The sequence below is a fragment of the Aeromonas sp. PI_26 genome (assembly GCF_027854445.1).
Taxonomy (GTDB): Bacteria; Pseudomonadota; Gammaproteobacteria; order Enterobacterales; family Aeromonadaceae; genus Aeromonas; species Aeromonas veronii.
In genome coordinates this window covers 191992-217717 of the sequence record NZ_JAJNOE010000007.1, presented here as the reverse complement: position 1 = coordinate 217717, position 25726 = coordinate 191992, and the positions used below count along the sequence as shown (strand labels likewise).

General features: G+C 56.9%; 25 protein-coding genes and 2 tRNA genes. 12 read left to right on the top strand and 15 right to left on the bottom strand.

Annotated elements, in window-relative coordinates:
* Window positions 1-4189 (top strand): type I secretion C-terminal target domain-containing protein (locus tag LRL22_RS10415; RefSeq protein ID WP_270905339.1); only part of this gene is annotated, 4189 nt, incomplete at its 5' end.
* Between the two features lie 70 nt (window positions 4190-4259).
* Here the strand turns inward: LRL22_RS10415 and LRL22_RS10410 are convergent.
* Window positions 4260-4754: a hypothetical protein gene (locus tag LRL22_RS10410; protein ID WP_270905338.1), complete on the bottom strand. Its 495-nt coding sequence runs from the start codon at window positions 4752-4754 to the stop codon at window positions 4260-4262.
* A gap of 185 nt (window positions 4755-4939) precedes the next feature.
* Here LRL22_RS10410 and LRL22_RS10405 point away from each other — a divergent pair, with 185 nt between their 5' ends.
* Window positions 4940-6895 (top strand): sensor domain-containing protein, encoded by a 1956-nt coding sequence (locus tag LRL22_RS10405; RefSeq protein ID WP_270905346.1) that lies wholly within the window; start codon window positions 4940-4942, stop codon window positions 6893-6895.
* Between the two features lie 63 nt (window positions 6896-6958).
* Here LRL22_RS10405 and rraB read toward each other — a convergent pair whose 3' ends face one another.
* Complete coding sequence (gene rraB / locus LRL22_RS10400) at window positions 6959-7294, bottom strand: ribonuclease E inhibitor RraB (RefSeq protein WP_026034893.1); 336 nt, start codon at window positions 7292-7294, stop codon at window positions 6959-6961.
* A gap of 265 nt (window positions 7295-7559) precedes the next feature.
* On the opposite strand from rraB, the gene LRL22_RS10395 reads away from it, so the two are divergent.
* From LRL22_RS10395 to LRL22_RS10380, 4 genes are all read left to right on the top strand, one after another.
* Window positions 7560-7635, top strand: a tRNA-Phe gene (locus tag LRL22_RS10395).
* A 4-nt stretch (window positions 7636-7639) separates the two neighbouring features.
* Window positions 7640-7715 (top strand) — tRNA-Asn (locus LRL22_RS10390).
* Window positions 7716-8141: 426 nt separating this feature from the next.
* Window positions 8142-9416 carry an alpha/beta fold hydrolase gene (locus tag LRL22_RS10385; protein ID WP_270905337.1) on the top strand — a complete coding sequence of 425 codons (1275 nt, stop codon included), beginning with the start codon at window positions 8142-8144 and terminating at the stop codon, window positions 9414-9416.
* Between the two features lie 350 nt (window positions 9417-9766).
* Entirely contained in the window at window positions 9767-10492 is a 726-nt protein-coding gene (locus tag LRL22_RS10380) for a carbonic anhydrase (protein WP_270905345.1), read from the top strand.
* A gap of 87 nt (window positions 10493-10579) precedes the next feature.
* Here LRL22_RS10380 and LRL22_RS10375 read toward each other — a convergent pair whose 3' ends face one another.
* Both LRL22_RS10375 and LRL22_RS10370 read right to left on the bottom strand, forming a co-directional pair.
* Window positions 10580-11488, bottom strand: a complete 909-nt coding sequence (locus tag LRL22_RS10375; RefSeq protein WP_204477660.1) for a pseudouridine-5'-phosphate glycosidase — start codon at window positions 11486-11488, stop codon at window positions 10580-10582.
* Complete coding sequence (locus LRL22_RS10370; protein WP_216961106.1) at window positions 11482-12573, bottom strand: PfkB family carbohydrate kinase; 1092 nt, start codon at window positions 12571-12573, stop codon at window positions 11482-11484. The genes LRL22_RS10375 and LRL22_RS10370 overlap by 7 nt, the downstream gene beginning before the upstream one ends.
* 204 nt (window positions 12574-12777) lie before the next feature.
* On the opposite strand from LRL22_RS10370, the gene LRL22_RS10365 reads away from it, so the two are divergent.
* Complete coding sequence (locus LRL22_RS10365) at window positions 12778-13230, top strand: RNA methyltransferase (protein ID WP_216954310.1); 453 nt, start codon at window positions 12778-12780, stop codon at window positions 13228-13230.
* A gap of 18 nt (window positions 13231-13248) precedes the next feature.
* Here LRL22_RS10365 and LRL22_RS10360 read toward each other — a convergent pair whose 3' ends face one another.
* Window positions 13249-13998, bottom strand: coding sequence for a substrate-binding periplasmic protein (locus LRL22_RS10360; protein WP_216961110.1), 750 nt, complete (start codon window positions 13996-13998; stop codon window positions 13249-13251).
* A gap of 193 nt (window positions 13999-14191) precedes the next feature.
* Between LRL22_RS10360 and LRL22_RS10355 the strand changes: the two genes are divergently transcribed.
* Window positions 14192-14623, top strand: a complete 432-nt coding sequence (locus tag LRL22_RS10355) for a universal stress protein (protein ID WP_216952973.1) — start codon at window positions 14192-14194, stop codon at window positions 14621-14623.
* A gap of 77 nt (window positions 14624-14700) precedes the next feature.
* On the opposite strand, the gene LRL22_RS10350 is transcribed toward LRL22_RS10355, so the two are convergent.
* The 4 genes from LRL22_RS10350 to crp form a co-directional block, all read right to left on the bottom strand.
* Entirely contained in the window at window positions 14701-15336 is a 636-nt protein-coding gene (locus LRL22_RS10350; RefSeq protein ID WP_158111356.1) for a murein L,D-transpeptidase catalytic domain family protein, read from the bottom strand.
* A 174-nt stretch (window positions 15337-15510) separates the two neighbouring features.
* Window positions 15511-16617 carry a porin gene (locus LRL22_RS10345; RefSeq protein ID WP_216961114.1) on the bottom strand — a complete coding sequence of 369 codons (1107 nt, stop codon included), beginning with the start codon at window positions 16615-16617 and terminating at the stop codon, window positions 15511-15513.
* A 336-nt stretch (window positions 16618-16953) separates the two neighbouring features.
* Window positions 16954-17754, bottom strand: a complete 801-nt coding sequence (locus LRL22_RS10340; RefSeq protein ID WP_128816510.1) for a putative RNA methyltransferase — start codon at window positions 17752-17754, stop codon at window positions 16954-16956.
* A gap of 125 nt (window positions 17755-17879) precedes the next feature.
* The gene (gene crp, locus LRL22_RS10335) at window positions 17880-18518 is read right to left on the bottom strand and encodes a cAMP-activated global transcriptional regulator CRP (protein ID WP_005335304.1); all 639 of its coding nucleotides are present in this window, start codon (window positions 18516-18518) and stop codon (window positions 17880-17882) included.
* A 300-nt stretch (window positions 18519-18818) separates the two neighbouring features.
* Here crp and LRL22_RS10330 point away from each other — a divergent pair, with 300 nt between their 5' ends.
* Both LRL22_RS10330 and LRL22_RS10325 read left to right on the top strand, forming a co-directional pair.
* Window positions 18819-19223 (top strand): OsmC family protein, encoded by a 405-nt coding sequence (locus LRL22_RS10330; RefSeq protein ID WP_005362569.1) that lies wholly within the window; start codon window positions 18819-18821, stop codon window positions 19221-19223.
* A gap of 93 nt (window positions 19224-19316) precedes the next feature.
* Entirely contained in the window at window positions 19317-19613 is a 297-nt protein-coding gene (locus LRL22_RS10325; protein ID WP_043820839.1) for an MliC family protein, read from the top strand.
* Between the two features lie 141 nt (window positions 19614-19754).
* On the opposite strand, the gene LRL22_RS10320 is transcribed toward LRL22_RS10325, so the two are convergent.
* From LRL22_RS10320 to LRL22_RS10310, 3 genes are read right to left on the bottom strand one after another with little or no spacing between them, the layout of a single operon-like run.
* Window positions 19755-20288 carry a DUF4136 domain-containing protein gene (locus LRL22_RS10320; protein ID WP_005335300.1) on the bottom strand — a complete coding sequence of 178 codons (534 nt, stop codon included), beginning with the start codon at window positions 20286-20288 and terminating at the stop codon, window positions 19755-19757.
* A 16-nt stretch (window positions 20289-20304) separates the two neighbouring features.
* Window positions 20305-21174, bottom strand: a complete 870-nt coding sequence (locus tag LRL22_RS10315) for a phosphoribulokinase (RefSeq protein WP_005335299.1) — start codon at window positions 21172-21174, stop codon at window positions 20305-20307.
* A 52-nt stretch (window positions 21175-21226) separates the two neighbouring features.
* On the bottom strand, window positions 21227-21451 hold the full coding sequence (locus LRL22_RS10310) for a YheU family protein (RefSeq protein WP_005335298.1): 225 nt from the start codon (window positions 21449-21451) through the stop codon (window positions 21227-21229).
* A 97-nt stretch (window positions 21452-21548) separates the two neighbouring features.
* On the opposite strand from LRL22_RS10310, the gene LRL22_RS10305 reads away from it, so the two are divergent.
* Window positions 21549-22700, top strand: coding sequence for a GGDEF domain-containing protein (locus tag LRL22_RS10305; protein WP_270905336.1), 1152 nt, complete (start codon window positions 21549-21551; stop codon window positions 22698-22700).
* On the opposite strand, the gene LRL22_RS10300 is transcribed toward LRL22_RS10305, so the two are convergent.
* The 3 genes from LRL22_RS10300 to LRL22_RS10290 form a co-directional block, all read right to left on the bottom strand.
* Complete coding sequence (locus tag LRL22_RS10300) at window positions 22679-23665, bottom strand: hydrolase (protein ID WP_270905335.1); 987 nt, start codon at window positions 23663-23665, stop codon at window positions 22679-22681. The genes LRL22_RS10305 and LRL22_RS10300 overlap by 22 nt on opposite strands.
* A 66-nt stretch (window positions 23666-23731) precedes the next feature.
* Entirely contained in the window at window positions 23732-24631 is a 900-nt protein-coding gene (locus LRL22_RS10295) for a chemotaxis protein (protein WP_005335289.1), read from the bottom strand.
* A 152-nt stretch (window positions 24632-24783) separates the two neighbouring features.
* Window positions 24784-25443, bottom strand: a complete 660-nt coding sequence (locus LRL22_RS10290) for an AraC family ligand binding domain-containing protein (RefSeq protein WP_270905334.1) — start codon at window positions 25441-25443, stop codon at window positions 24784-24786.
* 39 nt (window positions 25444-25482) lie between these two features.
* Between LRL22_RS10290 and LRL22_RS10285 the strand changes: the two genes are divergently transcribed.
* A complete protein-coding gene (locus tag LRL22_RS10285; protein ID WP_005335287.1) occupies window positions 25483-25686 on the top strand; it encodes a YheV family putative zinc ribbon protein in 204 nt (67 codons plus the stop codon).
* Window positions 25687-25726 lie beyond the last annotated feature (40 nt).

The window sequence follows — 25726 nt, the reverse complement described above, 5'->3', positions numbered from 1 at the left end:
ACCTACTCTGAATGTTGATAATGGCGCAGTCGTTTCTGAAGAGGGGCTTTCCGGTGGTATTAAGGATACTGCGGGCAACAGCGACAGCACTGATAGTGTGATAGCTAGCGGTAAGATCACTGTGGGGGATGTAGATAGTCAGGACACACTAAACGTTACTCTCAGTGCTCCTTCCACAGCTTTGACATCCGGTGGCGTAGTGGTTCAATGGAGCTGGAATGCAACTACCAAGGTGTTGACTGGTTATACCGGCACTCAAGGCGGAGCGGACTACAAGGCGGTCATTGATGTCAAGTTGACCGCTCCTACCGGTAGCACCAAGGGTGACTGGAGCTATGAGGTGACCCTTAAGGCGCCGCTTGATCATCCGGATAAGGAAAGTGAAGACGCGCTTAGCTTCAAGGTGGGGGTGTCCGTATCGGATGGCAAAACAACCGTTACCGATAGTCTGCCTATCACTGTGGAGGACGATGCCCCCATCGCTGGCGATGCTGCCGCGGTTTCGCTGGTGAAAACCAGTATTCCTGATGTATTGACCGGCAAGTTCAGCATGACTGGTTATAGCGGTGATCGCACCAGCATTGATGGTGGCAAGTTCACCATTACGGCTAAAGGGTTCCTCTCTTCAACGTCTACTGTCTTGACCGGTGCTCTGGTTAATGGCTCGGGTGAAGGCATTGGTGTCAAGAGCTCGACAGCCCCTTACCACAATATTGAGAACGAGGTCGATTTCCGCAAACTGGCCGACGGCTCAGGGGTATCTGAAGAGCTGGTGATCAAGCTGGATGCCGGCACTGTGGCTTACGGTGCCAAGATCGAGTTCAGCAAGATGTTCGGTGGTGAGCTGGAGAGCGGCGTGGTCGAGTTCTACCGTGACGGAGTACTGATCTCAACACTTCCCTTTAGGTCGGATGCGGCGGGGGGAGAGTACAACCAGAACTTCCAAGTGCAGCAGGGTGGTTTTGACACCATGGTGATCAAAGCAACCGATAACGGCAATTCGTTCAACGTCAAGGACAACAGCGACTTTACCGTCAAGTCTATCGAGTTCCTTGGCTCCTCTACTCCGCAGGCAATTGCCTATGGCTCGGGGACCGCGGCACCGCAATGGGGGGCTGATGGCAAGGGACATATAGGGCTTTTGGGATCCAATGAAGTGGGTTTGATGACAGCTACTGGTAAAGAGATTTCCATTTCCAGCAAACCGGGCTTACCCAATACCCTGTATGGCGAAGCCAGCGATGGCACCCTGGTGTTCCGTCTGGAATTTACCCCTGCTACCGGCAAGTGGGAATTCTTCCAGTATGCAGAGATGCAGCGTCCGGTTGGTGATGGCGACATCGACTTCACCTTCAAGGCCTATGATCGGGACGGTGACGGCTCGCAAGGCAGCTTTGCTGTCAACCCGCTGGCGCGCCCTGATGTAACCGGCGTATCGAGTGCCACTGTGGTTGAAGGGGCTACCTTGCAGCATGTTGTGACCTTGAGTGGTGCGACTAATGTAGCGACTGAGTACAGCCTCTCAATCGCGGGCAGTGGTACTCATGCTGCCTCTAACTCTGACTGGGGAACTCTGCAGTTCAGTCACGGTGTTACCTATAACAGCAGCACAGGCAAAATCTCAGTACCAGCCGGTGTGACGAGCTTTACCGTGTCAGTGCCGACAGTGAATGACAAGCTGGTAGAACAGACTGAAACCTTGACTCTGACAGTAGGTGGTGCGACCGGAGCCGGAACCATTACTGACAACGATCTCTCTGTGCGACTGGGCAATGGTCTGGTTGATGAGGATGGTTTGTCTGGCGGAAATGCACACTTGCCTGAGCCTGTGGGTATGCCTGCTAGCGGCCCGCTTTCTGTGACTCAGTCGCTGCAGGTGACTGATGGCAGTGGTGGCAATGTCTCTGGCGTACAACTCAAACTTGTTGGCACCACGGGTCTGAGCGGGGTGACGGGTATTGATGGTCAGCCGGTCAATGTTGTTCAAGATGGCGCCGGGCTCAAAGGGTACTTTGGTAACAACCCTGCCAATGTGGCCTTTACCGTGACGGTGGATAACAGTGCCAATCCACCGAGCTACACCTTTACTCTGCTCAAGCCGCTTAGCCACACAGTAGATGGCCAGAGCACAGTGTTGACCAGCCAGGACGAATTGCGCTTTACCGTCAACTATGAGGTAAGCAAATCTGGGTCTGAGACTGCCACTGGTTCGTTTGACTTGGCTGTGCGTGACGATGTGCCGGTTGCCGGCCCGATTTTCCATGCTGTGGAGTCAGAAACCAAGATTGGCGCCAATGTGCAGCTGATTTTGGATATTTCCGGCTCGATGGGGCGAGATGCTGGCAATGGGAAGACTCGCCTGGATGTCATGAAGGAGTCTGCTAACCAGTTGCTGGATCAATATCTGGCGCAAGGGCAAACCCGGGTGCAGTTGGTGTTGTTCAGCTCTGACGCAAGTATTGTGAATCAGGGAACAAGTGGTAGCCCCATCTACTGGATGACTGTTGAACAAGCCAAAACACGGATCAACGGTTTGACTGCAAATGGTGGCACGGATTACGACGACGCCATTAAATGGGCTGAGAGTTTTTGGAGTGGCAATAGTAATGCAAGACCGTTAACCGGTGCTTCCAACGTAAGCTATTTCCTCTCTGATGGCGTACCGGAAGGTAGCGATGGCAGCAATCCCAACACCATTGAAGCGAGTGAGTTGGCAGCCTGGACGAAACATCTGCAGAACAATAAGGTGACTGCGCTTGCATACGGCATGGGGAACAGTGTGCCAGCTGGCGAGCTGGACAAAGTTGCATTTGATGGTTACTTGAATGTGGATGGTAATGCGGTAATTGTCCCGGACGTGACCAAGTTGCCACCCATTCTGTTGCAATCTGTGGTGCAGCCGATAGGCGGTAATTTGTTGAGCGGTGTTGAGGGATATGGAGTTGGTGCTGATGGTGGTTTTGTTGGCCAACTTACGATCCGCGGCGTGACGTATAACTTTGACGGCAGCACAGTTACTACTGCAGGCAGTTCGAGCGCGCTCAGCCATAGCTTTGATGCAGCAACCAAAACGCTGACTATCTACATCGATAACAAGCATTCGCTGATTGTCGATCTTGATAACGGCAGTTATCAGTTCTTTGGTGCCGCAGTGTCGCCCTCGGTCAAGCTTGATTTCGGTTACACCTTGAAAGATCTCGATGGTGACACTAGTGCAAGCACGCTGACCTTTGTTGTGGGTTATGACATCAAGTCAACGGGCGATATGATCGACTCTGTACAAATGTATGACCCCACAGCCAGTAATCAGAAAGTACAATGGTCGACATCCGGAACTGGCACCCCGATCAATAAGACGCTGCAGCACGTTGAAAACGGCATAGTTGTCGATGTGGGTGTCGGTGGCGACAAGGTCTACCTGGGTAAGGGTAACGATATTATCTATCTGGGAGACAGCCATGTATCCGGTTTCGATAGCAACGCTCAGCAGAAACAGGATGCAGCAGAGCTGGCTGTGGATAACTTCAGCCGTGGGGCCGACTCGCTTCTACTGCAAGACCCCAACAATGAAAACAGCGATCTGAAGATCACTGCAAACAGCAATGCCTATCTGGATATTGCTCATGGTGGTGGTGGTGATGACCGAATCTATGGTCAAAATGGCTCTGATGTCATTTTTGGTGGTTCGGGTAACGACCATCTCTACGGTGGTGACGGTAAAGATGCGCTGCGTGGAGGGAGTGGAAGCGATGTGCTGGATGGTGGAGCTGGTAATGACTATCTGATCGGTGGTTTGGGTAATGACATCCTGATTGGTGGGGAAGGGGCTGATACCTTTGTCTGGAACAAGGGAGATACAGTGTCCGGCTCCCTGACCAAGGATTACATCATGGACTTCAACAAGGGGTCAGGCTCCATCAACCGTTTGGAAGGTGACAAGCTGGATCTGAGCGATCTGCTGGATCACGATGGTTCTCACAGTACGACTGATCTGAAGAGCCTACTCTCGGTGTTCCAGGACAATGAAGGGGTGCACCTGCAGGTCAAGGAGAGCAGTACTGCGCCGGTGACTCAGGAGATTGTGCTGATGAACCATACCTTCGACAGTCTGACGGGCGGTTCTGGCACCACGGCCAACCAGGTGATCGATTACATGTTGACCAACAACATGCTCGATATCGACAAGTAAGCCCAACTCGGGGCAATAAAAAAGCGGCAGAGCAATCTGCCGCTTTTTTTATCTTTGCAGGGAAGCGAAATCAGTTGCCGAGGGTGGCGAACAGGCTCTGCTCCAGGGTGCCGCGGGAGACACAGACTGGCTTGATGGACGGGGCCGGTACGCGCTCGCCTGAGGATTCAACGAAGAACAGCTCGGTGTTGCCCTTGATGTTGACCGTGGCCACGCTGCTGTTGCCGCTCTGGGTGATGATCAGGTTGATCTGCAGGTTCGGGTTGCCCAGTGCAACTTTGGAACCCATAGTTCCGCAGTCCAGCCACTCCAGCCCGTCGGCTGACTGGTTGACGTTGGCAGTCATCAGGCCGGAGCCACGCTGGCTGTTTTCGATGGTTAGGCCGTGATCGGTGAACCACTTCTCGGCGCGAGCCCACACCAGATCCACCGGGATCGCCATCTCCTGTGTATTGTTGGTTGCCTTGGCAATTGGCGGGTTGTAGCGATACTCCTCACCGCCGTTATTGTCACCAGCACAACCAACCAGCAGCAGCGCCAATGCGCTCCCCATAATCTTTTTCATCTTGTTTCTCTCGTCCATATCACCAGGCCATTGGCCAACCGGCGCCTATTATCGCCGGAGCGACAATCTCTGTCAGCAACCATCCAGCGTTCGATGTTATGGGGAGGTGATCGGGGTGCTTTACAAAATTGGTTTGCTATCATAGATTTGCTCGAAATTCCTCCATAAGCACTCCTGTGACCAACATGCTCACCCCGGATCTGCTGCAGCAGATCATCGACCAATTGCCAATGAGTATCTTCTGTCGGGATAGTCATGGGCGTTACCTGTTCGCCAATCGTGAGTTCGCCCGTGAAGCCAAGCTGGAGTCGCCTGCCGAGGTAGTCGGCAAGACAGATGCAGATATGCCCTGGGGCGATCTCTTTCGCAGTGAGGATGAACAGCTGCTTGCCGGAGGCGTGCCGATGCTGTATCAGCAGCTCCATTGCAACCGGGGCGGGAATACCTGCTGGATGGAGGTGCACAAGGTGCCTCTTTACACCCCGCAGGGAGAGGCGTGCGCAGTATTCGGGGTGGTTAACGAGATTGCCCAGCGCAAGAGCCTGGAACAAACGGTCAAAAAGCAGCAGTTGTTGCAGCGTTTTCTGCTCGATGCAATTCCTGATCTGATCCGTTTCGATGATCACAACGGGGTGTTGCTGGAGTGCAATCAGGCGTTTCTCGACTTTATCGGCCATGGGGCCGATGAGGTGCTGGGTCAGCAGCTGCCGTTCCGGTTGGCGGCGCCGCAGGGGATGGGTCATGGCGAGTGTTGTCTGCTGGATGCCAGCGGGCAGGGGCGACACATGGAGATCACCCGGGTCGATGTCCCCGATGGTGATGGTCACTCTCTCGGGATCCTGACGCTGGGGCGTGACATCACCGGTCTGCGCACCACTCAGGCGCAGTTGCAGCAGGAGCAGCACTACGACAGTCTGACCGGACTGCTCAAACTCTCCCGGTTCTTGCAGACCAGCCGCCATCTTGGGGGACGCAGTGCCACATTGGTGCTGGTCGATCTGCACCATTTTCGTGAAATCAACGATCGTTTCGGGATCCGGATTGCCGACCGCTTGCTGAGCCAGGTGGCCAAGCGGTTGCAGCAGCTGGTACCGCCGCGTTCCCTGCTCTGTCGGGTCGCTGCCGATGACTTCAGCCTGTTGTTGCCCGACTTCAACGAGCCATTGCAGGGGTGGAGCCAGCATCTGCAGCAGCAGTTGATGGAGCACTATCAGGTGGAAGATCACCGCATCCAGATCCCGGTGTTTCTGGGGCTGGCCCAGGGGCGGGCAAGCGATGCCGAGCGGTTGCTCAGTCATGCCGAGGCTGCGCTGGCGCAGGGCAAACGGCAGCAACAGTACTGCACCCTGTTTGATCCCGAGCTGCATGCCCGGCTCAAGCGGCGTCAGTTGATCGCCGCCCAGTTGCCGCTCGCCATCAAGTCCGCCCAGCTGGTTGCCGTCTATCAGCCCATCATCTGTACCCGCACCCACCGGCTGCATGGCGCTGAGCTGCTCTGTCGCTGGCCCCATCCCGAGCTTGGGATGATCTCCCCCGACGAATTCATTCCGTTGGCGGAAGAGATGGGGATCATCGGTCAGCTTGGCCAGTTAATGTTGGAGCAGGGCTGTGCCCAGCTGGCGCAGTGGCAAACTGCGCAGCCGGATATGATGCTCTCCATCAACCTTTCGCCGCTGCAGTTCCGTGATCCGGCGCTCTGTGAGCGGGTCTCAGCCTGCATCGCTCGCCATGGTCTCAAGGCCAGTCAACTGGAGCTGGAGATCACCGAAGGGGTACTGATGGAGAATGCCGACGAGATTGAGACCAACCTCGACAACCTGATTGCCGCCGGTTTTCAGCTGGCCATCGACGACTTTGGTACCGGTTACTGTTCGCTGGCCTATCTGCCGCGTTTGCAGGTGGCGACCCTCAAGCTGGATCGCAGCTTCACTCAGGGGCTGGCCAGCAATAGCGCGACTACCGCTATCGTGCGTTCGGTCATCGGGTTGGGCCATGAGCTTGGGATCCGGATTACGGCCGAAGGGGTAGAGACACCCGAGCAGCAGCTGTGGCTGACCGAGGCGGGGTGTGATCGGCTCCAGGGCTATCTGTTCAGTCGCCCACTGCCGCCGGCGGAGTTTGCTGCCAGCTATCTGGCGTGAGAGATCGTCAGAAACAACAAGGCCATCGCAAGGTGGCCTTGTTGTTTTACGATGGAGGCAGGATCAATCCTGGAAGTAGGTGCCCCAGCCATCGTAATCCACCCCGTATTTTTCCAGGATGGGCAGCATCTTGGCGATATCGGCGACGATCGCTTCGACATTCAGCTTGCACTCGATGGTGGCATCGAAGCAGAAGATGGTGGCGCCGTCATCCAGCTCCATCTCTTCGGCATCGGTCACTTCAAAACCGGCCTTGAACAGGTCAACCGCTGCTTTTTCCAGACGGTCGAAATCCTGGCAGGCGAAGTGGTGCTCGATGTCGTAATCCGCATCGGGATTGCTGCCATCGGCCAGCAGTTCGTTGACGATCTCGGTGGTCTCATCACGCCACTCTTGCATATTCAGACTCATGTTGCCTCCAGGCGGTATCATTGCGGCAAAGCATACTCGCAGAGTGGATTCGGCTCAATGCGGCGGACCCACTGAACCTCGAATTTCCATCATATTGGCGCAGCCTGCAGGGCGTGCAGAGGCCAGCAAGTACGGCAAACAGGACTGAAATGGATAATAAATGGCCGCTTCGTTCGGTTGTTGAGCGAACGCGCTTTTTATCGTGCCATCATGGTTGACACTCTGCGCTGGAAAGGGTTTAATGCGCGCCGTTGCCCAGATAGCTCAGTCGGTAGAGCAGGGGATTGAAAATCCCCGTGTCGGCGGTTCGATTCCGTCTCTGGGCACCACAATTCCTCCTTAGTTCAGTCGGTAGAACGGCGGACTGTTAATCCGTATGTCACTGGTTCAAGTCCAGTAGGAGGAGCCAAATTCGAAAAGCCCGCTCAATCGAGCGGGCTTTTTCATTTCTAGTTGCTGTTGCATGCTGCCAAAAAGAGCGTCGCGCCACAGGTGGCACTGAACAGCAGCATTCCGGTTTGCAACATGCTGCCAGGGCATGGCTTCTTCTCTCTTTTTCTGGCCCTGATCCACTTCGGTTTCATCACATTCCCTTATCCATTTTGTCGGCCTGAATGGCTGCACTCCTGTGCAGGCGAGCCATCTTTGTTGAATGGCGCCATGGCGTCAATCTCCCCCGCAAAACAATTAATTCAGCACCGTTGAAGAGCGGCTTGTCTGGTGATGTTTCGACCTTTAAGCCATTGTTAACATTTTGGAAAACCGGAGTGACCCTGTGGCTGGGCGGGGATATGATGGGGTCAATGATGTTCCCATCCTGACGGAGAGATCCCAGATGAACAGCCCCTTAAGCTATGTACTGGACGGCATTCATTGCGAGCCGCACTTTTTTACCGTTCCCCTCGATCATGATGAGCCGGATGGTGACAGCATTACCCTGTTTGCCCGCACCCTCTGCCGTAAAGACAAGCTCGATGAGAAGTTGCCCTGGCTGCTGTTTCTGCAAGGTGGGCCGGGATTCGGGGCGCCGCGCCCGACGGCCAATAGTGGTTGGCTCAAGCGGGCGTTGCAGGAGTTCAGAGTGCTGCTGCTGGATCAGCGGGGCACCGGGATGTCGAGCCCCATTCACGGGCAGATTCTGGCCAAAATGACACCGACCGAGCAGGCGGAGTATCTCGGCCATTTTCGCGCCGACAGCATAGTGCAAGATGCCGAGTTCATCCGGCAGGAGCTCAGCCCCAAGCATCGCTGGAGCCTGCTTGGTCAGAGCTTTGGCGGTTTTTGCTGCCTGACCTATCTCTCGCTCTTCCCCGATAGCCTGCGGGAGGTCTATATCACCGGCGGTATCGCACCGATCGGCCGCAGTGCCGAGGAGGTCTACCGCGCCACCTATCAGCGGGTGGCTGACAAGAACCGTGCCTTCTTTGCCCGCTTCCCCCACGCTCAGGGGATTGCCAACCGGTTGGGCAACCATCTGCACCAGCACGATGTGCGGCTGCCCAACGGTCAGCGCCTGACGGTGGAGCAGTTCCAGCAGCAGGGGCTGGATCTCGGTGCTACGGGGGCCTTCGACGAGCTCTATTACCTGCTGGAAGAGGCCTTTATCGGTGACAAGCTGAGCCCGGCCTTTCTCTATCAGGTGCAGAGCATGCAGCCATTCAATACCAACCCGCTGTTTGCCATTCTGCACGAGGCTATCTACGCCGAAGGGGAGGCGACTCGCTGGGCGGCAGATCGGGTCAGAGGGGAGTTTCCTGCGGTGAACTGGGCACCCGGCAAGGATTTCGCCTTCACCGGCGAGATGGTTTACCCCTGGATGTTCGAGCAGTTCCGCGAGTTGCTGCCCCTGAAAGAGGCGGCCCATCTGCTGGCCAACAAGGCGGACTGGAGGGCGCTCTATAATCCGGCCCAGCTGGCCCGCAACAAGGTGCCGGTAGCCTGCGCCGTCTATGCCGAGGATATGTATGTGGAGTTTGACTACAGCCGCGAAACCCTGCGTGGCCTTGGCAACAGTCGCGCCTGGATCACCAATGAGTATGAGCACAACGGTTTGCGTGCCGATGGTGAAGCGATTCTTGATCGTCTGATCGCGTTGAATCGCGACCGTTAATTGCCGTTATCGGCAACTATCGCGGGAGCCCGGACTCCCGCGATGGTTGTGATGGATAGTTGTTATGAAAGCGTGACTCCCTGAACCTTGCCCCGCGCCTGCCAGACGATGAGTGGATAGCTGGCTGATTAATTTCCCCCTCTTTCACTGTATCTGCCGATCCCTCACCATATACTTGCCAAACGACTCTGTATTGAGCCGCGGTCAAACCGATTGACCAACCCGTGCTCATTACCATTAGAAAGTCGCTCCGATGCTCTGTATCCCGCGTATCAGATATGCCATCTCTGCATGCCCCGCTGTCCGGGGGAGGGGATGGTCGTGCTTTTCAATCAAGATAAGGATGTATGATGAGAAAGTCTCTGTTGGCCTGCTCCCTGTTGCTGTGCCCTGTCGTGTTTGCTGCCACCCCCCATTGGGAATATAGCGGTGAGGCAGGGTCTGCCCACTGGGCCAAGTTGACCCCTGAGTTTGGTCAGTGTGCGGGCAGCAATCAGTCGCCGGTTGACCTGAGCGGATTGGTCGAGGCCAAACTGGCCCCGCTGGTACTCCACTATCAGGCGGGTGGCAACACAGTGGTCAACAACGGTCATACCGTGCAGGTCGGTTATGCCCCGGGCAGCACCTTGCAACTCGATGGCACCAGGTTTGAACTCAAGCAGTTCCACTTCCACGCCCCGAGTGAGAACCTCATCGAGGGCAAATCCTATCCGCTGGAAGGGCATCTGGTGCATGTCAGTGACAAGGGAGAGATCGCCGTGGTGGCGGTGATGTTCGAGGCTGGCAAGGCAAATCCGGCGTTGGCGGCTGCCTGGAGTGCATTACCTGCCAAGGTGGGGGAGATCCAGGCCCTCAAAGCGCCGCTCTCTGCTGAACAACTGCTGCCCGAGAATCGTGACTACTATCGCTTCAGCGGTTCCCTTACTACGCCTCCCTGCTCGGAAGGAGTGCGCTGGCTGGTGATGAAGCAGCCGGTTGAGGTCAGTCAGGCCCAGATCGACGCCTTCAAGGCGGTGATGCACCACCCCAATAATCGGCCGGTGCAGCCCCTCAATGGGCGCGTGGTGCTGCAATAACACAGCGTTGCAATAGCGCAGTAGATAGCAAAAACAACAAAGAGGGCCGCGAGGCCCTCTTTTACATGGCGAGGTATCGGCGAGCGATCAGAGGCTGGCGGCGATGCGGGCACCGAGCGCCGCGTTGTTTAGTACCAGCTGGATGTTGGCCGCCAGCGAGTTGCCGCCGGTCAGCTCGCAGACGCGTGCCAGCAGGAAGGGAGTAGACGCCTTGCCTTTGATCCCCTGCTCGTCCGCTTCATGGAGCGCCCGGGCAATGGCTGCGTCGATGTCGGCTTTCGGCATGGCGTGTGCGGTCGGGATGGGATTGGCCACCACGGCGCCGCCCGCCAGCCCCAGCTCCCACTTGAGGCGAAGCGCCTCGGCGATGGCTGCCGGACTCTCCAGTCGATAATCAACCTTGAAGCCGCTCTCGCGGGTGTAGAAGGCGGGCAACTCTTCGGTCTGATAGCCGATCACCGGCACCCCTTGCGTCTCCAGATACTCCAGAGTCAGCCCGATATCGAGGATCGATTTGGCGCCAGCGCAGACCACGGCTACCGGCGTCTGGGCCAGCTCCTGCAGATCGGCGGAGATATCGAAGGTCTCCTGCGCGCCGCGATGTACCCCGCCAATGCCACCGGTGGCAAAGACCCGGATCCCCGCCATGGCAGCGATGATCATGGTGGAGGCGACCGTGGTGGCCCCCATCCCCTTGCGCGCCAGCACGAACGGAATGTCGCGGCGGCTGCACTTGGTCACGCTGTGGCCTGCCCGGCCCAGCGCTTCCAGCGCACCGGCATCCAGACCCACCTTGAGGCGGCCGTCGAGGATGGCGATGGTCGCCGGAATGGCGCCGTTATCGCGCACTACCTGCTCCACCTGACGGGCCGTCTCCACGTTCTGCGGATAGGGCATGCCGTGGGAGATGATGGTTGATTCTAGGGCGACGACCGGTTTGCCGGCGGCCAGCGCGGCAGCAACTTCCGGTTGGATATCGAGGTAAGCGTTCAGCATGAGTACTCCTCCAGTATGCGGTCAACGGCGGTCTTGCTCAGACCGGAAAAAACGGTATCGGAACAATTGACGGTGAGGGCGGCGCAGCCCAAGGCAAAGCGGGTGGTTTGGGCAATGTCGAGCTCTTGCAGCCAGGCGTGGGCGAGGCCAGCCATAAAGGCATCCCCGCCGCCGGTGACGTTGAGCACCGGACTACCCAGCACAGGCAGGTGGCCCTGTTGCTCGCCATCGCTGTAAAAGATCCCCTGTTCACCCAGACTGAGGAACAGTCGCTTGACCCCGGCGCGGTGGAACCAGGCGGCCACCATGGGCCAGGTTTCGGGCCCGGCGATGGTCATGCCGCACAACTGCTCGGCTTCACTGCGATTGGGTTTGAGGGTGTGGATCTTGCCGAGCCAGGGGCGGATCTTCTCCACCTTGGCCACCGAAACGGTATCGACAAAGATGGCGTGCTCTCCCTGCCGCTCGAACAGCCAGTCGAGGGTGTGGATGGCCAGATTGGTGTCGAGCACCCAAAGCCGGGCACCGCCGAGAAAGCCACCGAGCGGGGTCAGGCGGGCAGGGGTGAGCTGCTCTATGATGGCCATGTCGTTGATGGCGCAGCTCATTTCGCCGCTGCCATCATGCAGGCTGAGGTAGCAAGAGGTAGTGTGGCCATCGAGCACCAGGGTCTGGCGCACATCGACGCCGGCCCGCTGGCTTACCTCCAGCAGATGATGACCATACTGGTCGTTGCCGACCGCTGTAAGCAGCCGGGTGTCGCTGCCGAGCCGCGCCAGATTCTCGGCGATATTGCGGCCAACACCACCTGCCGAGGTGCGCACCTTGCCCGGGTTGGAGTCGCCGAGCAGCAGGTTGTCATGGCTGGTGCCACAAATATCCATATTGGCACCGCCGATCACCACTACGTAGGGGCCTTCTCGCAGTACATAACCTCTGCCTTGCACATATCCCTGCCGGATCAGGCTGGAGATGTGGCTGGCCAGCGCGGAGCGGCTGATGCCGAGGCGATCGGCCAGATCCTGCTGGGCAATCATGGGATCCTGACGCAGCAGGGCTAGGATCTCTTGTTCACGCTCAGTCATAGACAAACATCCATTTACAAACGTTTGTCCATTATTGCTGGGAAACGTTTGCTGGCTATCGGCTTGTACAAAATTTGTCGGCTTGCGCACAAAAAATCGACATTCAAAGCTGGGTTGGCAAGCGGTTTAGCCGGGGAGGGGACTTTTAACGGGTCGGTGGCCCTGCAACGGCTTATAATGGCCGTCGCAAGATGAGGAGAGATGATGGAAAAGAGTGCATTCTGCTGCGTGGGGTTGGTCAATCCCAAGTCCCCGGAAAATGTCGGTTCCGTGATGCGGGCTGCGGGTTGTTACGGGGTGGACGAGGTCTACTACACCGGCAACCGCTTCGAGCTGGCGCGCCGCTTTGCCACTGATACCAAGCAGATGGTGGAGAAGATCCCGCTGCTCGGGGTGGATGATCTGATGGCGTTTATCCCGCAGGGATGCGTGCCCGTGGTGGTCGATCTGATCGACGGCGCTACACCGCTCCCCGACTATGTCCATCCGGAACGCGCTTTTTATATCTTCGGGCCGGAGGATGGTACGCTCGATCCTGCCCTCTATGGCGCGGTGAAAGATGTGGTTTATGTGCCGACCAGTGGCTGTATGAATCTGGCCGCCTCGGTCAATGTGATCCTCTACGACCGCTTGGCCAAGGGAATGAGGGGAGAGTAATTAGCGCAACGTTATCATTCAGTCTGCAGGACTGGCAGCCACTTTCTGTTCCAGTTCTTCGATAAAACCCTGATAGTAGTCATAGAGCTGATAGTGCTTATAGATCTCTGCCAGACCCCCGCTGCGGATCAACTCAACCATTCCCTTATCCCAGAGCTGTAACATCCGGTTGCCTTGCTGGGTATCGGCAAAAATGGGATAGGTCGGGATCCAGCGCAGGAAGACGCGATGCAGCTCGGGAGGGATAGCCTCATCCACATAGAGCACGCCGGCAGTGAGGTAAAAGCGATATCGCTCTTTACCAAGCAGTTGCAGGGCCAGCTCATCGCTGTCAATTTCATGCCACTGCATGGTGACCGCAATGTACTTGTCGAATGCCCAGCCCCGCCGCCATATCACGGTTTGCCCTTCCAGACTTTTCTCCCCTTGCCACTGGGGTTGCCATTTCTTGAGCATGAACACGGTCAGGTCATCCGCTGATGCCGGATAGCGAGATTGCTGGACGCCGGATACTTCATCGCGATATACCCCCATGGCGATATCTCCCCCTTTTTTTGCAATGACAGCGAGAGCGCGCTTATAGGGCACAATATGGGGGGTTACCTGATAGCCGTGAGGCTGGTAGATGGCTCGCACCAGATCCAGATAGAGGCCTTTGCCATCCTTTTGACAAAAACCGGGCCAATCATCGCAATAAACGTCAATAGACTCTGCCCGGCAATTCGCCGCAGTGAACAGACAACAGAGCAACAGACAGATGCGTAGCATGGTCAGAGCTGGCCTCGCTGGGGCAGAGGAAAAAACACTGATACCCTACTTTATACCATGGCATTGATGGCGACGGCGTACAGAAAAAATCCCTGATGTTCATTTTGCGACAGGGTCGAGAGTTATTTTCAATCTGATGGTTATGATGAACTCAAGATTCAATAGTACCCCAATCAGTAGAGGAGACTGCATTATGCCATCGATCAAAACTCTGCTTTGTCCTGTCGATTTTTCCCAAATGTCCCGGGCGGTACTCGACTATGCCGTATTCATGGCGCAGAGCCATGAGGCCCAGCTCAAGCTGATCCATGTCGTAGACCAACTGCACGGCTTTGACAGTTACAAAATTCTTCATATGACAGCCGTTGAGATCACTCACGAAATGGAGCGTCAGGCCAGAGCCCAACTCAAAGAGCTGATTGCCACCCTGCCTATTCCGGCAACGTTTGATATTCGCTTTGGTAGGGCAGCGGATGAAATCATTATCCAGGCCAAGGAAGACGAGGTTGAACTGATCGTTATGGGGAGTCACGGCCGCTCCGGCATCAGCCATCTGCTGGTAGGCAGTGTCGCCGAGTCTGTGGTGCGTCATGCACCCTGTCCGGTACTGGTGGTGCGCCAATAACGCGCCACGTTTAGTGTGAAAAGCGTAACAAACAAGGCCAGCGATTGCTGGCCTTGCGTTTTCTGGTGTTGTGCCCGCTAGCCGTGGGCGTAGATGACACTCCCTCCCTTGATGGTATCTATGATGGCTCTGGCCTGCTCTTTGGGCAGGGCGGGGCAACCCCAGCTGCGGCCCAGCTTGTCATATTTGCGCAGATGGGTCGGGCTGGCATAGGCGGCGCCGTGTACCACGATGGCACGCTTGCGGGCATTGCAGTTTTTACCCGGTGACAAGCCATCGAGTCGCAGCGAATAGCCATGCTTGCCCTGATAGGTTTCCGCCGTGCGATAGACGCCAAGAGAACTTTGCCGAGAGTTGAGCTGGTTAGAGAAGCGTTCAGCATCCAGTTCACCGGAGTTGCGGCCATGGCTGACCCAGGTGTGATAAAGCAGCTTGTGGCGTTTCATATCGATGACAAACAGTCTGCGCTGGGTGGATGGCTTGCTGTAATCGATGATGGTGAGAATGGGTTTGCGTTTGTGGCGCACAGTTTGATAACTGTTGAGTGCCTGACGAAAGGTCTGTTTATCCAGCTTGCCGGCCAGACCCAGTTGACGATAGAGGCTCTGATCCCAGCTGGCATCTGCTGTACTGCTCCAGATGAGTGATATCAACAGCAGTGGCAACAGCAGCCATCCGCGTTGCCAGTCTATGTTCCCGCGCGCTTGTCTCATCCGTGAATATCTCCTTGTCACACCCTGTCAACGACGCGGATATTGCCATCAATCCGCTCGATAGTTATATGCAAGGTGCTGAAAAGGCGCAATAAAAAAACCGGCCGCAGAGCGGCCGGAAGTAATTCAAACAGTAGACATTGGTATCACAGGGTATAACTGACTTCCAATTACTTAGAAGTTGTACTGCAGGGCAACCGCGACTACGTCATCGGTGTTCTTGCCCAGAGAGTTGGTGGACTTGCCATCTACGGAGTCCAGCAGGTTCAGCTTGTAATCAACGTAGGCGTTGAAGTTGTCGGTGAAGTTGTACCAGGCACCGATAGATACGTACTCGGTGTAGGTATCATCGATACCACGAGCGGAGTCTTTCACGTCAGTGCGCAGGTAGGCCAGAGAAGGCTTGAACTTGCCGATGGTGTACTGGGCAACGGCTTCGTAGCCATCCATCTTCTCGGCGTAGCCGTTGTTGACGAACAGGTGGTCTTCACCGTGGGAGTAGGTTGCAGCCAGGTAGAGGTCGCCAGTTGCATATTTGGCGCCGAAGCCCATCAGCTTGGCATCCTTGTCGCCACCGAAGGCGGCATAGCGAGCTTGCTCGTCAGTCTTTCCAGCCTGGTTATAGGCAGCACCCAGGCTCAGGCCCATATCGAAATCGTAGTTGGCAGATACTGCGAAGCCTTCAGCAGAACCTTTGCTATTCCAGCTTTCGCCGTTGTAGGTGTTGCCGTTGAAAGATTCAGTGATTGCACTGCGACCGGCGTTTTGCGGATCGTTGTTACCGGTGAACTGGGCACCCAGAGTCAGACCCTGATAGGTGTAGATGTACTGGGCCAGACCGTTGGTACGGCCGGTGCCGAATACTTCGGTATCTTTGCCCAGGCCGTCACCGCCCCACTCAGGCAGGACGTCGGTATAGTTGTTGACGGCCTTGGTGAACAGACCATCCTGACGACCATAGCTGAATGCGCCGAAACGGTCGTGCTTGATGCCGGCATAGGCATAACGCAGCTCGTCGTTGTCAGAACCGGAAGTCGGCAGGTTGTACTCGGCAAAGCCGAACGCCTTCATCTCGGGAGCAATCTTGGTCTCGCCAGCAACGTGCAGACGGAAGTAGCTCTGGTCACCTTCGGAACCGTTGTCGTCAGTACCGTAGTAAGCACCTTGTGCACGGCCACCGATATCCAGCTTGGTATCGTTCTGGTTGTAAACGGTAGCAGCATGGGCGCCGCTCGCCAGCAGCAGGCTGGAGATGGCAATAGTCAGTGCAGACTTCTTCATATGCGTTATTCCTCTGATGTAAACACTTCCGAACTTGTTGTCGGTTCTGTGAAATCGGAAATAGTCCGATAGCCACACGGTAGGCGTCCCAACCTTGACTGGGCCTGAATCCATCGTTGTTTAATTGAGGTGACGAGGTCGTTATCAAGACTGGGTGTGACGGTTTTTGACAAGATAAAAAGAGATTAAATTCAATGAATTATTTTCTAGTGACTTTTTTGATATCAAGGCTGTTCTGAGCAACAAGGTCGATGGCTCAAGTTGTGAGCTAGATCACGCAGGGGAGAATGGGGCGGGAAAAACGGGGCGGGAGCCTTGCAAGGCTCCCCCCAGTGATCAGATGGGCTTTTGCCACAGGGTCAGCAGCAGATCCTGTTCCAGTTCATTCGGGCCCTGTTGAGCGAAAGCGTGACGCTGCTCACCGGTTGCCCGCCAGCCAAGACGGCTGGTCTCCAGAATAAAGCTGCGCATGGCCTGATCCATGGTGAAGCTGAACTGGCAGCGTTGTTGAGTCACCGGATTGAGGCCGCCGAGGGTTGGCCAGCTGAGGGGGTGTTCCATGCTCACCGGATTGAGGCTGACCCGCAGTTGCCACTGATGACGGGGGCCCGGCTGCAGATAGAGCAGATAGCCACCGGGGGCCAGCCAGCTGACCAGCTGCTCGGTCTTTACCTTGAGATCGTTGACCAGCAGCACCTGAGCAGAGCCCGGTTGCAGCGGTGCACGAGCGGGATCGGCAATGACAAACTGGCCGTCCGGCTGCGCTTTTTTGGCGGCAAAGATGGTGTTCTTGGCGATATCAACCCCAGCAAACTGCCAGCCGGGCAGGCGCTCTGCCAGCGCGCGGCAGTAGTAGCCTTCACCACATCCCAGATGAACCAGCTCTTGCGGGGCCAGCGGAGCGAGTAGAGCGGCCATGGCCTCGACCAGCGGCAGTTGGTGGCCGGCTTCTAGGAAATGGTGTTTGGCGCGCATCAGGGCGCGGCTGTCGCTGTCTTTGGGGTTTTTCTTGCCGGGGATGAGATCCAGATAACCTTCCGGTGCCGGATCGAAGTGATGCTTGTTGTCGCAATAGCGCCCCTGGGAGGCTTCATGAAGATGGAGCGGACTGCGGCAGCGGGGACATTGAAGGTGCATAGTAACTCTCTGGGCGAATGCCGGAACAGTGAAGGGCGTTCGGGATTATAGGGGAGAGGATCAAAAAAGGCTGCCGTAGCAGCCTTTTTTATCCCAAGGCCTCAGTCAGGCCTGCGGACGGGTCATCAGCGAGTGCCAAATACCACAATGGTCTTGCCGTGAGCAGAGATGAGCTCCTGCTCTTCCAGCATCTTCAGGATGCGGCCCACGGTTTCACGAGAGCAGCCGACGATCTGGCCGATCTCCTGACGGGTGATCTTGATCTGCATGCCATCCGGGTGGGTCATGGCATCCGGCTGTTTGGCCAGGTTGAGCAGGGTCTGGGCGATCCGGCCTGTCACATCCAGGAAGGCGAGGTTACCCACTTTCTGGCTGGTGTGTTGCAGGCGCTTGGCCATCTGGCCAGAGAGACGCATCAGAATGTCCGGGTTGACCTGGATCAGCTGGCGGAACTTCTTGTAGGAGATCTCTGCCACTTCGCAAGAGCCTTTCGCGCGAACCCAGGCGGAGCGCTCGGGGTTCTCGTTCTCCTCGAACATCCCCATCTCGCCCAGGAAATCACCCTGGTTCAGATAGGAGAGGATCATCTCTTTGCCCTCATCGTCCTTGATCAAGACGGCCACAGTGCCCTTGACGATGTAGTAGAGGGTCTCCGCTTTTTCACCCGCATGGATCAGGGTGCTCTTGGCGGGATACTTATGAATGTGGCAGTGCGACAAGAACCATTCCAGGGTGGGATCGCTTTGCGGTTTGCCAATGACCATGAGAATTCCTCTGTAGTGTCTTTTTATGGACTTGTGCGTCCGGGCAAGCTGCCAATCTTGCCATTCCTTGTATTGGTCGCAGTAGGATAAGAGCCTTTGCCTGTGCTGACAAGGCTTTGCGGGCTTTTGACAGAGCCCTTTGAGTAATGCCTGCTGCGCCGCTTCGGCCATTCTAGGGAAGATAGAGGTCGGAGATGTTGATTTTGATCTATTTCCATCCCAACTCCCCCTGTTCGGCAGAGATAAGCGACTGGGTTATGCTAGGGATCCATCATCATGATTAACAGGAGAGAGTGCGAGATGAAAGCCAAGGTCAGCTGGGTGGAAGGGATGAAGTTTGTGGGTGAGAGTGAATCCGGTCACAAGGTGATCCTGGATGGTGCCAACCCCGGTGAGGGGGCCAGCCCGATGGAGATGATCCTGCTGGCGGTCGGTGGCTGCAGCTCCATTGATGTGGTTTCCATCCTCGAAAAAGCGCGCCAGTCGGTGACCGCATGCCATGTTGATGTCAGTGGCGAACGGGTCGATAGCGTGCCCCGGGTTTTCGAGAAGATTAATCTGCACTTCGTGGTGACGGGCAAGGGATTGGCAGAGAAACAGGTTGCCAGAGCGGTCGATCTGTCGATGGAAAAATACTGTTCTGTTTCCCTGATGTTGGAAAAAGCGGTACAAATTACCCATAGTTATCAAATTGTTGAAGCTTGATAACGATAGTTTCGTTGGTACCCTGGCATAAGGCCGTTACGTAAGGCCACTGCACAAGGCCATGACATAAAGCCATTACATAAGGAAAGTGCAATGAAAAAATTGATCGCTCTGCTTCCCCTTTTGGGTCTGGCGGCGTGCAGCAGCCCGCAACCTACCCAGTATCAATACAGCCAATACCAGTGTGGCGAAGAGATGCTGGCCGTTACCTATGATGCCCAGGCTGACATGGTGCAGTTCCCCTATGCCGGGGTTTATCACAAGCTGGCGCGTGTGGAGTCAGAGTCTGGCGCCAAATATTCCGACAGCGTCACCACTTTCTGGAATCAGGAGAAACAAGCCCTCCTCACTCAGAAAGGAGTAACGCTGCTGACCTGTACACTTAAATAAGTGACCACAGATAGCTGAAGGTGTGCAGCTTTGTGCCCGGGTCTGGCCTAGGCCGGATTGGGTCAAGAGGTTGAGACCACAAAAAACGGCTTGCCGGGAGGCAAGCCGTTTTTCTATCCATCCGTTATCACTAAGCAAGCGCTAGTTGGTGGGGACGCGATTGAGCAGCTCGGCCGCGAGCTGCTGGCTAAGCGCCTGACGCTGGCTGTCTGCAATGCTCACGTCGCTGGTCAGCTGGATGATGCTGCTCCAGACTGCTTTCTGGGTTTTACGATCGAGCAGCACGATGGCCAGCGACCCTTTGCGCTGGTTGGCCGAGGCATATACCCCGGGCGTCATGCCAAGGCGCGCGAAAATTTCGCCGTCACTCATATCCTTGCCGCCCGCGACGCCGATGGCGACCCAGAGATCCGCCTCGTCGAGCGGTGCACTCTGCCACCCCTTGCCATTGAGCTCCCGGCTCACCGCCTGCTGCATCGGCTCAAGCCACCCTTCCGCCAGCTCACCGGCAAATTGATACTGTTCGGCCAGGGCGTAGCGCGGGGTTGCACCATAGGTCCAGTTGCCCATCGGGCGAACCAGCATGGTGCCGGACTCCAGCGTGGGGGCCGCTGGCCCGCTGCTGCAACCGCCAAGCAGGGCGAGCAGTGCCACAGAGAGATAAGCAAGCCGCATCGTGAACTCCTTTGAATCAGGTTATTTTGCCGGTTTCGATCAATTGCTGGATAAGCGGGCGCAGGATCAGCTCCATCGCAAAGCCCATCTTGCCACCCGGCACCACTATGGTGTTCATTCGCGACATGAATGAGCCATCGATCATCGACAGCAGGTAGGGGAAATCCACCTGCTTGATACCGCGAAACCGGATCACCAGCATACTCTCGTCCAGACTCGGGATCACCTTGGCGCTGAAGGGGTTGGAGGTATCCACCGTTGGTACTCGCTGGAAGTTGATATGGGTGCGCGAGAACTGCGGGGTGATGAAGTTGATGTAGTCATCCATGGAGCGCACGATGGAGTCGGTTACCGCCTCGCGGGAATGCCCTCGCTCCGAGGTATCGCGAATGAGCTTCTGGATCCACTCCAGGTTGACGATGGGCACTACGCCTATCAGAAAATCCACGTGGCGCGCCACATTGTGATCCTCGGTGACCACACCGCCGTGCAGCCCTTCATAAAACAGCAGATCGGTATTGCTGGGCAGATGCTGCCAGGGGGTGAAGGTGCCGGGCATCTGGTTGAAGGGCACCGCCTCGTCAAAGCTGTGCAGGTAGCGGCGATACTGGCCATTGCCATCCTGCCCATAGCCCTGAAAAAAGCTCTCCAGCAGCCCGAAGTCATTGGCCTCAGGGCCAAAATAGCTGATATGACGCCCCTGCTCGCGCGCCTTGCGGATCGCTACATCCATTTCCGGTCGGGTGTAGCGGTGAAAACTGTCACCTTCCACCACCGCCGCGGTATATCCCAGTTGATGGAACATGGAGCGAAAAGCGTTGGTGGAGGTGGAGGTGCCGGCACCGGACGAACCGGTAACAGCAATAATGGGGTGCTTGGCCGACATGGGATTCTCTCTTCCTTGGGAATTCCGTTATAAGGTCCGGATTGCGGTTGGGTCAAGACTGCTCGATGAAGCGGTCTTTCATGACGATATTCACCGATTCGTGCAGCTCGCTATAGACGATGACAGCTTTGCCTTGCTGTAATTGTTCTCTCACTGCATCGACTTTGACGCCAAGCGGTACATCCTGCTCTCCATATTCGGTTCCCTCCTGCAACACAAAGTGTTCGATCAGGTTGGTCAGGGTGTCGCCGTCCAGTTCTTGCCAGGGAATGATCATTTAAAGGTCTCACAGCAAAAGAGGTGATCGTCAGGCTATTGTTGTGTTGAATCCCGCGAATGCAATCACTTTTTACCTTTTCACCGGAGTCTGAGAGATGTTGTCTGAAGCGCAGCGCAGCGCGCCGTTAACCCTGACTGAGCATCTGGACAGCGCACGTCGAGAGGCGATTGCCCGAGGCATGGTGTGGTTCTGGTTGTTGAACTGGCTGGTGGTGTTGTTTCTTTCGATACGCTACGAGGTTTACAGCCAGGTCGGGCTCGCCAGTGATGACAGCTTGCCCTGGCGCTTTCAGAGTGAGCTGGCCCTGGTCATGGTGGTGCTATTGCTGCTACCTGTTGTCAGCCTGTTTTGTGACCATCTGCAGGATCGCCTCTGGTTACGGATGGCTGCGCTGGTGATGGTGCTATGGGGCGGACTCTGGACGCTGCACATCTACACGATTGGTCAGGTGGAGCTGCGGGGAGGGGTCAGCTATGCCAACGGGATCATGCGGCTCAACCTGCTGGCTGCGCTCATTGCGTTTTATCCCGATCGCAAGGTGTTTTATGGCTATCTCTTGGGCCCGATGACGGTGGGTGTGGGGTTGGAACTCTTTTTACGCGTCGATTTTCCCCAGATCTACCTGCTTGGCGTGTTGTTTGGCGTGATTGCGCTGGAGGTCGGCCGCCGCATGCTGCACCGCTGGTTTGAGTTGGCGATCATGCGGGAGCATGAAAATCTGACGCTGCTGCGCAAACTTGATCAGCTCGCCAAGCAAGATCCTCTGACCGGTGTCGCCAACCGGCGGCATTTCAATATCGAGTTGGACCGCGCGTTGGCCCATAGCCAGGAGAGCGGCGCTCCGCTATCGCTCATCCTGATCGATGTGGACTATTTCAAGCGCTTCAACGACCACTATGGCCATCAGGTGGGGGATATGTGTCTCAAGGAGGTGGCACAAGCGCTCAACCGTGCGGTACGCACGCCATCTGATCTGGTGGCCCGCTATGGCGGAGAGGAGTTTGTGCTGCTGCTGCCCAATACCGACCGTCAGGCTGCGGCCAGCGTGGCGCAGCGGCTGCAAGATGGCTTGGCCAGCCTGCAGCTGGAGCATCTGGCGTCCGATGTTGCCCCCTGGGTGACGGTGAGTCAGGGGATTGCCAGCAATGTGTCCGGTGAAGGGGCAAACCAGCTGCTGGAGCGGGCCGATCAGGCGCTCTATCGTGCCAAGGAGTCGGGACGCAATCAGTTCTGTGTTGCGGAGTGACTCTGTTCGGCAATCCAGCGACTGATCCGCTCATCCAGCCAAAACCGTGGCCGCCAGGGCGTGCCGTGCAGAAAGCCGACATGGCCGCCACGCTGGCTCAACTCATAGCGCACCGTGGGCGAGAGTTGCTCCGGCCGGGGAATGACCGCGTGTGACATAAAGGGATCGTCGGCGGCGTGCAGGATAAGGGTAGGGATGGGGATTTGAGCCAGCAGCGGTAGTCCCGAGCAGCTCTGGTAGTAGTGGGTGGCGCTGTGAAAGCCGTGCAGAGGCGCGGTAACCAGCTCGTCAAAATCGCGCAGGGTGGCAATCTGCTCCACTTGTCGAGGTTGCCAGCGTTCACTCGCTTTCTGCTGCTGGCGGATCTTGTTGAGCAGGTTGCGGCGCATGGTGCGCAGCAGATAGTTCTGATAGACCTTCGAGAAACCCTGATTGACCCGCTCGGCGCAGCTTGCCAGTTGCAGCGGGGCCGAGACCACCACAGCCGCTTTCAATGCCGCAGGACAGCCCCGCGCCAGCAGATTGACCAGCATATTGCCACCCAGTGAAAAGCCGATGGCGATCAGCGGTTTGCCCGGGAAGCGCTGGCTCAGCTCGGCAATCAGCTCCTGCGCATCACCGATGGCGCCGGAGTGATAGGCCTGCAGGTGGCGATTGGGCGCGCCGCTGCAACCGCGAAAGTGCATCAGCACAGCCTCTCTGCCCTCTTGCTGCAGGTGGGCGAACAATCCCTTGGCATAGTGGGAGTGAATGCTCCCCTCCAGCCCGTGAAACACCACTATCAGCGGCCGTTCATCAAGGCTGACTTCCCCGCTCCAGGCGAGGTCGACAAAGTCCCCATCCTGCAGTTCAAACCGCTCCGCCACAAAACGGGCAGGGGGGCGGCGCAGCCATTTGGGCAATATGGTCTGCAGATGAGGATTGCGTGCCCACCAGGGGGCGTGGAAGTGGCTCTCGGTCAGCATGGGGTCAGTCGGTCTGGGTCGAAGATAAGGAGGACGGGAGGTGTGTTCCTCCCGCCAGTCATTGGCTTATTTCAGCAGGCGATCGTGATGTTCGGCGCCGCGCAGCATGGCCTGAATCAGCTCATTGGCCTCGAACTTGGTCAGCGCTTCATGGGCTCCCACCTGATGGGCCCGCTCCACACTGATCTCGCTGGAGAGCGAAGTGTGCAGGATGATGTAGGCCCCCGCCAGTTTGCTGTCGCTCTGTACCTCGAAGGCCAGCTCGTAGCCATCGAGCCCCGGCATCTCGATATCGCTCACCAGAATGTCGATCGGGGTCTTCTGGCTCGCCCGCGTCTGCATCAGGGTCAGAGCATCCTTGCCATTGGTGCAGACCTCATAGGGGATATTGATGTAGTCGAGGGCGGCCATCAGCTGACGGCGGGCGACCGAAGAGTCATCAACCAGCAGGATCCGCATCGGCTTGATCCGTTCCCGCTGCACATCGGTCAGTACCGGATAGAGGTGGCTCGGATCATCCGGATAGACCCGGGAGAGGATCAGCTCCACATCCAGCAGCTGGATCAGCTGGTCATTGACCCGGGTCACGCCGGTTACGAACACATTGTGGCCGAGGGAGGCGGGGGGCGATTCGATATCGCGCCAGTTGCACTCGGTGATCTTGTCGATGCCCCGTACCAGAAAGCCCACCAGGGTGCGGCGGCAGTCGGTAATGATGATGAAGCAGTGGGGCATCTCCTCCTTGCTGATGGGGCGATAGCCCACCGCCATCGCCATGTCGATCACCGGAATGGTGGAGCCGCGCATATTGGCGGCCCCCAACACGGTCGGGTGCGAGTGCGGCATTGCCGTCAGCTGGGTGTAGGGCACTATCTCCTTCACCTTGAGGGTACCGATGGCAAAGGATTGTTTGGCTGAAAGGTGAAACAGCAACATGCCCTGGGATTGATTGGCTTTGCTCGTCATGGCAGATGTCCTGTTGGTCGAAACGTTGGCAGTCACTTCAGGCCTCTAGCATAAAGGATTACGGGGGGAATGGCCCTTCCTTGTTAACGACCATCTGGCAAAAAACTGGACTCATTCAGCCAATTTCGTTGGCGTATTCCATCGGCGTCCGGTTATTGATCGCTATCCTCGCCAACGCCCCATTGCTGGCAGGCCGCTTGCAACGCGGCCTCATCGGCATAACCCAGCTTGCTGGCCACCTGCGCGGGTTTGCTGCCGCCTTTGAGCAATCTGAGCGCCTGCAGCAGTTGCCACTGTTGTTGCAATTCACTCCCTTCCACCGGCGCATCGGCTTGTTGTGCCCACAGTTGCAGAGACTCCGGTTGGCCATTGGCCATCGCTTGCCAGCAGGCTTGCAGCTCACCGTGACCCTGCTGGCTGATGGCGCACTGTTGCAGCTCATCCAGGATCACCTGCAGTCGCTGACCGTAGGCCCCTTGCCACTCTTTTGGACGTTGCCATCGGGCCAGCGAGTCGAGCAGGGCATCGAGCAGGGGCGTGGCCTGCAGCCAGCCTGCCTGCTGCGGCTGAGCCATGCGCAAAGAGACATTCAGCTGATCGTACTCGCAACCGCTGAGGGGGCTGAAGGCCGCAAGGGCATCGGCGCAGAGCCAGAAGCTGCTGCCTGCCGGCAGCAACAGCTCATGTTGGCCCAGTCTCAGCAGCGCGGCGCCCCGGGTGATCCGCAACAGCTGCCCGACCGGAGTTCGTTTGCGGTTGCCAGCCTGCAGGTCGTGACAGGAAAAATGGTGATACTCGATGGCGTGATGCATGTAAAAACCCTGATATGATGCTGCCTGGAGGTAACAAATATGGAAACCAGACGTAAAAAACGCTTCATTGCCGGTGCGGTCTGCCCGGCGTGCGGCAAGTTGGACAACATGATGCTGTATCTGGAGCATGGAGTCGAGAAGGTGACCTGCGTCGCCTGTGGCGATACCCAGGTACAAACGCCTGCCGAGGTCGACAAGCAGACTCGCGAGGCGGAAGAGGTGATCGGGGTGTTTCGCCCCTGATAAGGCAACGGCGGGTGGAGTGCGGGTCTCCTCGCTGACG

Excerpts from the sequence above, each read along its gene's own strand:
- LRL22_RS10410 (WP_270905338.1), bottom strand. The coding sequence starts at position 4,754 with ATGAAAAAGATTATGGGGAGCGCATTGGCGCTGCTGCTGGTTGGTTGT.
- LRL22_RS10405 (WP_270905346.1), top strand. The coding sequence starts at position 4,940 with ATGCTCACCCCGGATCTGCTGCAGCAGATCATCGACCAATTGCCAATG.
- rraB (WP_026034893.1), bottom strand. The coding sequence starts at position 7,294 with ATGCAAGAGTGGCGTGATGAGACCACCGAGATCGTCAACGAACTGCTG.
- LRL22_RS10385 (WP_270905337.1), top strand. The coding sequence starts at position 8,142 with ATGAACAGCCCCTTAAGCTATGTACTGGACGGCATTCATTGCGAGCCG.
- LRL22_RS10380 (WP_270905345.1), top strand. The coding sequence starts at position 9,767 with ATGAGAAAGTCTCTGTTGGCCTGCTCCCTGTTGCTGTGCCCTGTCGTG.
- LRL22_RS10375 (WP_204477660.1), bottom strand. The coding sequence starts at position 11,488 with ATGCTGAACGCTTACCTCGATATCCAACCGGAAGTTGCTGCCGCGCTG.
- LRL22_RS10370 (WP_216961106.1), bottom strand. The coding sequence starts at position 12,573 with ATGACTGAGCGTGAACAAGAGATCCTAGCCCTGCTGCGTCAGGATCCC.
- LRL22_RS10365 (WP_216954310.1), top strand. The coding sequence starts at position 12,778 with ATGGAAAAGAGTGCATTCTGCTGCGTGGGGTTGGTCAATCCCAAGTCC.
- LRL22_RS10360 (WP_216961110.1), bottom strand. The coding sequence starts at position 13,998 with ATGCTACGCATCTGTCTGTTGCTCTGTTGTCTGTTCACTGCGGCGAAT.
- LRL22_RS10355 (WP_216952973.1), top strand. The coding sequence starts at position 14,192 with ATGCCATCGATCAAAACTCTGCTTTGTCCTGTCGATTTTTCCCAAATG.
- LRL22_RS10350 (WP_158111356.1), bottom strand. The coding sequence starts at position 15,336 with ATGAGACAAGCGCGCGGGAACATAGACTGGCAACGCGGATGGCTGCTG.
- LRL22_RS10345 (WP_216961114.1), bottom strand. The coding sequence starts at position 16,617 with ATGAAGAAGTCTGCACTGACTATTGCCATCTCCAGCCTGCTGCTGGCG.
- LRL22_RS10340 (WP_128816510.1), bottom strand. The coding sequence starts at position 17,754 with ATGCACCTTCAATGTCCCCGCTGCCGCAGTCCGCTCCATCTTCATGAA.
- crp (WP_005335304.1), bottom strand. The coding sequence starts at position 18,518 with ATGGTCATTGGCAAACCGCAAAGCGATCCCACCCTGGAATGGTTCTTG.
- LRL22_RS10330 (WP_005362569.1), top strand. The coding sequence starts at position 18,819 with ATGAAAGCCAAGGTCAGCTGGGTGGAAGGGATGAAGTTTGTGGGTGAG.
- LRL22_RS10325 (WP_043820839.1), top strand. The coding sequence starts at position 19,317 with ATGAAAAAATTGATCGCTCTGCTTCCCCTTTTGGGTCTGGCGGCGTGC.
- LRL22_RS10320 (WP_005335300.1), bottom strand. The coding sequence starts at position 20,288 with ATGCGGCTTGCTTATCTCTCTGTGGCACTGCTCGCCCTGCTTGGCGGT.
- LRL22_RS10315 (WP_005335299.1), bottom strand. The coding sequence starts at position 21,174 with ATGTCGGCCAAGCACCCCATTATTGCTGTTACCGGTTCGTCCGGTGCC.
- LRL22_RS10310 (WP_005335298.1), bottom strand. The coding sequence starts at position 21,451 with ATGATCATTCCCTGGCAAGAACTGGACGGCGACACCCTGACCAACCTG.
- LRL22_RS10305 (WP_270905336.1), top strand. The coding sequence starts at position 21,549 with ATGTTGTCTGAAGCGCAGCGCAGCGCGCCGTTAACCCTGACTGAGCAT.
- LRL22_RS10300 (WP_270905335.1), bottom strand. The coding sequence starts at position 23,665 with ATGCTGACCGAGAGCCACTTCCACGCCCCCTGGTGGGCACGCAATCCT.
- LRL22_RS10295 (WP_005335289.1), bottom strand. The coding sequence starts at position 24,631 with ATGACGAGCAAAGCCAATCAATCCCAGGGCATGTTGCTGTTTCACCTT.
- LRL22_RS10290 (WP_270905334.1), bottom strand. The coding sequence starts at position 25,443 with ATGCATCACGCCATCGAGTATCACCATTTTTCCTGTCACGACCTGCAG.
- LRL22_RS10285 (WP_005335287.1), top strand. The coding sequence starts at position 25,483 with ATGGAAACCAGACGTAAAAAACGCTTCATTGCCGGTGCGGTCTGCCCG.